This is a genomic window from Methanosaeta sp. UBA356, assembly GCF_002496465.1.
Classification (GTDB): Archaea; Halobacteriota; Methanosarcinia; order Methanotrichales; family Methanotrichaceae; genus Methanothrix; species Methanothrix soehngenii.
This window is the reverse complement of record NZ_DAKC01000104.1, coordinates 1-3957: the sequence shown is the minus strand read 5'-3', so window position 1 is coordinate 3957 and position 3957 is coordinate 1. Positions and strand designations below refer to the sequence as shown.

At 46.0% G+C, this 3957-nt stretch carries 5 protein-coding genes; all 5 read left to right on the top strand.

The window, feature by feature from the left end:
• Nucleotides 1-4: 4 nt before the first annotated feature.
• Nucleotides 5-133 carry a type III-B CRISPR module-associated protein Cmr5 gene (locus BP727_RS09670; RefSeq protein ID WP_342766279.1) on the top strand — a complete coding sequence of 43 codons (129 nt, stop codon included), beginning with the start codon at nt 5-7 and terminating at the stop codon, nt 131-133.
• A 2-nt stretch (nt 134-135) separates the two neighbouring features.
• Nucleotides 136-990, top strand: coding sequence for a type III-B CRISPR module RAMP protein Cmr6 (gene cmr6 / locus BP727_RS09665; protein ID WP_286858569.1), 855 nt, complete (start codon nt 136-138; stop codon nt 988-990).
• Between the two features lie 139 nt (nt 991-1129).
• Nucleotides 1130-1651 (top strand): hypothetical protein, encoded by a 522-nt coding sequence (locus BP727_RS09660; protein WP_286858568.1) that lies wholly within the window; start codon nt 1130-1132, stop codon nt 1649-1651.
• Between the two features lie 320 nt (nt 1652-1971).
• Complete coding sequence (gene cas4g/cas1g / locus BP727_RS09655; protein ID WP_286858571.1) at nt 1972-3282, top strand: CRISPR-associated endonuclease Cas4g/Cas1g; 1311 nt, start codon at nt 1972-1974, stop codon at nt 3280-3282.
• Between the two features lie 30 nt (nt 3283-3312).
• Nucleotides 3313-3585, top strand: coding sequence for a CRISPR-associated endonuclease Cas2 (gene cas2, locus BP727_RS09650; protein WP_286858566.1), 273 nt, complete (start codon nt 3313-3315; stop codon nt 3583-3585).
• Nucleotides 3586-3957: the final 372 nt, after the last annotated feature.

The window sequence follows — 3957 nt, the reverse complement described above, 5'->3', positions numbered from 1 at the left end:
CTTAATGGGAAAAGACTTGATGAAGACAATAGTTGATAGCAGCCAGGAGGAATATGTTAGGATTCAGCATGAAGTACTGCTATATCTAGATTGGCTCAAAATGTTCACACAGGCCTACATAAAGAGGGATTGAAATTGAGTGAAGTTCTTCCACTGTATAAAACTAGTCCCCCTACCTTTGAATTTGGTGAGAGCAATGCAGGACTATGGTACGATAAGTTCTGTAATAAATGGTGCATGGATCCCGAGAAGAAAGGTCTAAATTGCTGGTCTTTGGAAGCATTTGAGATTAGACCTCCAGAAGGCAAAATGGAATCAATTAATCCAAAGAGGAAATGGATTTCTTCAGTCATCAAAAAGGACAATGATGAAAAGAGAGTAGGCAATAAAGCTTTGTTGAGCGAATTTCGAACTCGCAGAACCCAGCTTCTTAATGAATCAGGACAAGAGCCAATCTACCTTAAAACCACCGGTCCATTTGTTACAGGCCTAGGGAGGAATCATCCTGTTGAGAATGGATTTGCCTGGCACCATACACTTGGCGTGCCTTACTTGCCAGGATCCTCCATTAAAGGAGTGGTGAGGTCTTTGGCAGCAAGCTGGATCTCTCAGCCTGAAAGCGACATTAGCAGAATATTCGGACCTAGGGACTCAAGGGACCAAGCAGTAGGATCTGTCATATTTTTAGACGCTATCCCAATAAAACCAGTCCAACTCAAGATGGATATCATTACTCCGCACTACGGACCCTATTACCAGGAAGGCAAGACACCAGGTGACTGGCATAGCCCAATTCCGATCCCATTTCTATCAGTGGATTCCAATCAGGAGTTCGTATTCGGTCTAATGCCAAGAAGGCTTAGTAATCCAGATGATAATGAGGACTGCTCGAAAGCAAAAGGTTGGCTAAATGATGCTTTGCGAGATCTTGGTGGGGGAGCTAAGACAGCGATCGGATATGGAAGGTTTGAGATTTTCGTTCCGAGGTGAATGAATGGATCAATTAAATGCCTAAATAATATTAGTATAACAGAAGATAATGGAATGATTGAAATGATTAATTCATTGGACAGTATTGGCCAGATCTACAACAAGTATCAAAAGTATATAATAGCAAGGAGAATAGCCTATGCAAGCTGTTATTGAAATTTTTAATCACCCTTTTTTTTTAATTGTTAGTGGCATATTAATTATATTTTTTGTGATTCAAACAATTTCTACAGCCTATCTCTACGCTAAAGGGATTATACCTGTATGGATTAGAATCGGAAGAGGGCTATCAAAAAGAAAAATCGCTATATTTGCAGAAGGAGATGATTTCACCGAACTAAGGAGCATGCTTGTGGATTCTGGGCTATTCTTGAAATCGAATGTTGTGAAGATTGAAAAGAATTCCATCAAGAAAGCAGAGAGCATGACTCTATTCTTAGTTCATTGGAAGAGTTTTGGATCACAATTAGAAGAAATCTTGCAGTCGAAAAAGGATCATTCTGCACTGATAATTTATGCTCCACAAAAAGAAGGCATTATCGATCCAACTAGATTAAAGAAAATTACTAATGTGAGTAATACCACTGTAGTAAATCTCAGAGGAAGGCTTCTCAATGACATTTTTATTAGCATGATTACCACGGGCTACGAAGCTAAGTAGATTCACCTTGAAGGGAAGCAGGGCCACGTCGTCGAAGTGACCCTTCCCGCAAAGGAATAAAGCGATGCCACTTGATTTGCGGGTAAGTCAGCAGTTCAACCGGGCCGCATGGAGAATATTAAACGTGATATAATCCAGAACCATCAACGGCTCGCCCCGATTGTTTCCAAGCCTCCCCGGCGTTGAGGGGGCCAGGGCACTACCGCGCGTTTAACCGCGCGCGGCATCCACTAAAAAGCAGCTCGCATGAATAGATCTAATTTTTTAAAATCAACCCGCCAGACTTGACTCAACCAAATAAGCTAACCTAGTGCCTTGCCCTGCGGGAGAACGGCTTTTCCTGCGATGAGGGGATGGTCTACTATATTCTATCCAAGGAAAAAGTGCCAGTGAAGTTCGACCGCGAGCTTCTGGACAGAACTGGAGCGCTGCTGGCAGACATGCGAAGGGCGGTTCAGAGGGGCGAGCTTCCCCCGCCTCTGGAAAATAGCCAAAGGTGCGATCGCTGCTCAATGGCCGGTATATGTCTGCCCGATGAGGTCAACCTCCTTCGGGAGATGGGTGCAGAAAAAGAGCCAAACCAGGAAAGCAATCCGGAGGAGAGGATCAGAATGCTCCTCGCCAGCCGCGACGATCAGGTTCCGCTTTATGTCGTCGGCCAGGGGAAGACCGTTCGCAAGAGGGGCGAGCGGCTGGAGGTCTGGTCCTATGAGGAGGGAAAGATCAGCGAGGCCAGAGTCAGGGAGATATCCAAGGTCTGCCTCTACGGAAACGCTGAGATCACCACTCCAGCCATGGTCGAGCTGATGCAGAGGAATGTGCCTGTGCTGCACTTCACTCATGGCGGCTGGTTTCAGGGGATAGCTCTGGGGATGAGCCACAAGAATGTCCAGCTGCGCATCCAGCAGTTTCGCTGGGCTGAGGACGAAGAGAGATCGCTCTCCGTAGCCCGCAAGATCGTATCCGGTAAGATCGAGAACTGCAGAACTCGATTGCGCAAATACGATCCTGGTGTTCCCTCGTTAGTTCTCACCTCTCTGGCCAGTCTCTCCCAGGATGCCGAAAATGCTTCAAGTCTGCAAAGCTTGCTCGGAATTGAGGGAGCAGCAGGCAAGGCCTATTTCTCCAGGTTCGGCGAGATGCTCAAGGTAGGAGAAGAGAGCTTCTCCTTTGAGGGAAGAAATAAAAGGCCGCCAAAGGATCCTGTAAATTCGACTCTCTCATATTTATACGGCATTCTGGTCAAGGAGCTATTCTCAACCCTTCTGGCAGCAGGCTTTGATCCGTATCTTGGATTCTACCATCAGCCCAGGTACGGCCGTCCTGCTCTGGCCCTGGACATGATGGAGGAGTTCCGACCGATAATTGCCGATTCTGTGGCATTCAGGCTATTCAATAAAAAGGAGCTGAAGGATACGGACTTCATCAAAACAGGTATCGGAATATCTCTCACCGCGGAGGCGAAAAGAAAACTGATTGCTGGATATGAGCAGAGGATGCAGACTGAGATCGTTCATCCCATATTCGGCTACAAAGTGAGCTATCGCAGAGTGCTTGAGATACAGGCCAGACTGCTATCCAGGGTTTTATCCGGGGAGCTTTCAGAGTATCCGGCTTTCGTCATCAGGTGATCTGAATTGACCTTATTAAACTGCTATATAGTGAGCTATGATATAAGGGAGCCAAAGAGGCTATACAGAGTTCATAAGGCAATGCTTGGTTTTGGAGAGCCGGTCCACTACTCTGTCTTCCGCTGCGATCTCACCCCGAGAGGGAAGGTGGAGATGGCGGCCTCTCTTCATGATCTGATCGACCCGGATGAGGATAGGATAATGATTATAGATCTTGGCCCAAATGATGGCAGAGTTATGGAGAGAATTGAATTTATGGGTGTTCATAGGGAGCACTTGGACCGGAAATTTATTATAGAATGATTGCCCACCAAAAAGCCAAGTGGATCCGGGAGGTCATTTGGGCTTGAAGCGCCCAGTAATACGAAAACTCCTGTGAAGACATACGCACAATTAAAGAAACTATAAAGAGTATCGACGATCCGCGCTGAAACAGCGCATAGCGATATTAGATTAATAAAATTGGTTGAATCTTAAAAATGTTTGGCAGTTTGATCGATCCGCGAAAAACGGCGTTATTTCGACAGCTGCAACGGCCTTAAAATGGCTGCCCTATCCATTTCTGCTAAGAAGTGGCCCAATTGAAACGCCGTTACTTTGACACCCTCCATCCAAGTGGAGATATCTATCCATTTCTGCTAAGAAGTGGCCCAATTGAAACGCCCATGAGCCCAG